Annotated in this window: 2 protein-coding genes; both read right to left on the bottom strand. The window is 21.7% G+C overall.

Annotated features, from left to right (window positions below; translation table 11 throughout):
* Positions 1–24 precede the first annotated feature (24 nt).
* A complete protein-coding gene (locus tag AB4W63_RS02465; protein ID WP_367681218.1) occupies positions 25–618 on the bottom strand; it encodes an aminodeoxychorismate/anthranilate synthase component II in 594 nt (197 codons plus the stop codon).
* Entirely contained in the window at positions 619–2,169 is a 1,551-nt protein-coding gene (locus tag AB4W63_RS02460; RefSeq protein ID WP_367681219.1) for an anthranilate synthase component 1, read from the bottom strand. It abuts the gene before it with no gap.
* Positions 2,170–2,993: the final 824 nt, after the last annotated feature.

The raw sequence follows: 2,993 nt of genomic DNA, 5'->3' as shown, positions 1-2,993 counted from the left end.
AAAAAAAAAGTAAAATATATTTAATTATTTTTTACAATTATTTTTTATAATCCATTTTAAAGTATTATTTAATAATTTATCACCAAAAAGAGTCAAAATAGATTCAGGATGAAATTGAAATCCATAAATTTGTAATTTGTCATCCCGAATTCCCATAATCAAATTTTTATAAAAAGCGTTTATAGTAAAATTACTAGATACTTTTTCACAAAATAAAGAATGATATCGAGCTATAGATAATGGATTAGGTAAATTATAAAACATAGCAAAATTATCGTGTTTAATAAAAGACTTTTTTCCATGTACAACTTTTCCTAAATAATTAATTTTACCTCCATATACTTTAACAATAGCTTGATGTCCTAAACAAATTCCAACAATGGGAAACTTTCCTATACTGTATTCTATTAAAGCTAACATACAACCTGCTTTTTCTGGAGAACCAGGTCCTGGAGATAAAAAAATTATTGGATCTTTCATTGTATTAAGGATATTAATTATAATATTTAAATTTATATTATTTCTAATTATTAGAACATTATGTTTATATACTCTTAGTTGATCAACTAAATTGTATGTAAAAGAATCGATGTTATCTAATAACAAAATATTAGCCATTTATATTTCTTCCAATAGTAAATTTGATGCTTGAATTGCTTTTAAAACAGTAATTGCTTTATTTCTACTTTCTTCAGCTTCATCTATCGGATTAGAATCTAAAACAACACCTGCTCCTGTTTGAACGGTAGCTAAATTATTTTCAACATATGCTGATCTTATAATAATACAAGTATCCATTTCACCGGAAGAAGTTAAATAACCTATTGCACCTCCATAAGTTCCTCTTTTTTCTTTTTCTAGTTTAGAAATTATTTCCATAGCTTTAACTTTAGGAGATCCAGTTAAAGTTCCCATATTCATACATGCCTGATAAGCGTGTAAGCAATCTAAATGATTTTTTAACTCTCCTCTTACACAAGATACTAAATGCATCACATGTTTGTATTTATCGACTCTGAGGAGATCTGAGACATATCTTGTTCCAGTTTTACATATTTTAGCTAAATCATTTCTAGCAAGATCAACAAGCATAATGTGTTCTGCTAATTCTTTTTTATTTGTTCTCATTTCTAACTCAATTCTATTATCTAAATCAAAATCTATTTTATTATCTTTTTTTAAACCTCTTAGTCTAGTTCCAGCTATAGGATGAATTTCTATCTTTCTATTTTTGGGATTATATTTTAATGAACTTTCTGGCGATGCTCCAAACAAAGTGAATTTATAATCTTGCATATAAAACATGTATGGACTTGGATTTGTATTTTTTAATATGTGATAAGCGGATAAAGGATATGGGCAAGAAATGAAAAATTTTCTAGAAGGGACAGCCTGAAATATATCTCCTTTCCTGATATAAGATTGAACTTTTTTAATGATTTCACAATATTCTTTATCATTTTTATTAGTTATAATTTTTGTAGATCCAATTTTTTTATTTAACTGAACTGGAGTCATTTTTTTTAATATTTGATCTATTTCTTCTACTTTTTTTAGAATTCTATTTTTTTCTATAATATTTTGGCTAAATAAACTAGCTTGAATAAAACAATTTTTTTTTTGATGATCTAAAATAACTAAAATTTCTGATAAATAAAAACAAAAATCAGGACAATTTTGAGTTGATTTTAATTTAGGTAATAACTCAAAGTTAGAAACTAAATCGTAAGAAAAAAATCCTCCTAAAAACATTGCTTTTTCAAAATCTTTTTCAGATTTAAAACTATTTAGAATTGTTCTTAAAGAATCAAAAATAGATAAAGCAACAATTCTTTTATCTTCATCAAAATTTTTATCTATTTTCGGAAATTTTAGTGTAATTGAATTAATAGAATAAATAACTTTTATTTTTTTAGATAATAGACAAATAAATTTTGAAATAAATTTTTGTCCATTAATTGTTAGTATTTTTATAATTACATTTCTTCCAAAAGCAGAAATTTTTAAAGCTGAATTTGTAATTATCATACTAGTAATCTTATTTTTATTTTTTACTTCTGCAGATTCTAATAATAGAGTAGCTGGAATGTTGTTACAAAGACGTGAAAAAATATCAGTAGGATTAAAATAATAATTAGATTTTTTTTTTATTACCTGCATTAAATTCATTTTTTTATTACACAATTTTATTGAATTAAATTAACAATTATTATTAATTATTTTAATACAAAAATTATATCATTTATTGTTCTTAAATTCTAATAAATTTAAGCCTAAAAAAGTTTAATTTTTAATATGAAAATTAAGTAAAATTTACATCAAAATTTACATCAAAATTTACATCAAAATTTACATCAAAATTTACATCAAAATTTACATCAAAATTTACATCAAAATTTACTATAATTTTATGCCTGAAAAAATTATATGCAAGTAGGGGTAAATTTTAACTATCTTAAAAATCTTTAAATGCAAGTAGGGGGTACAAAATTTTTTTAAAAAAATCAAAAAAAAATGAAAATTTTTAACTTTAGCAATTACATCATAAATAATAACTTTAAATAGCCTTAATTCTTCTTGTATAGCTTCTTACGAGGTTTTAATAGTTGTTTTATAGATTTGTATTAGTATACAACAAAAGTTGTTTAAATTCGTTTTAAAGCTTTTTTAGAAACATATCTAAATTTAAAATTATTTTTTTCTTTTTGAATTAAGAAAAGAATTTTAGTTTATAAAATAATACGAACTTGTATACAATTATATAACGTATAGATTTTATAAAGTATATAAATACATTATTAATGTATTTTTTTATTAATATTATATCATATATATATATATATATATATATTTAAAATTTAAGAATTAATTATAGTAAATTAATTTAATAAACGATTTTATCAATAACATATTTATATATATATATATGCTTTGTATATAAAATATATAAATGTTTTTTGGTTATCTGTATGATTTTTTGATTTTTTTTTTTT

The sequence above is a fragment of the Buchnera aphidicola (Anoecia corni) genome, from assembly GCF_964056675.1.
Lineage (GTDB): Bacteria > Pseudomonadota > Gammaproteobacteria > Enterobacterales > Enterobacteriaceae > Buchnera_E > Buchnera_E aphidicola_B.
The sequence above is the reverse complement of the archived record's forward strand: the minus strand, read 5'-3'. Positions and strand labels throughout refer to the sequence as shown.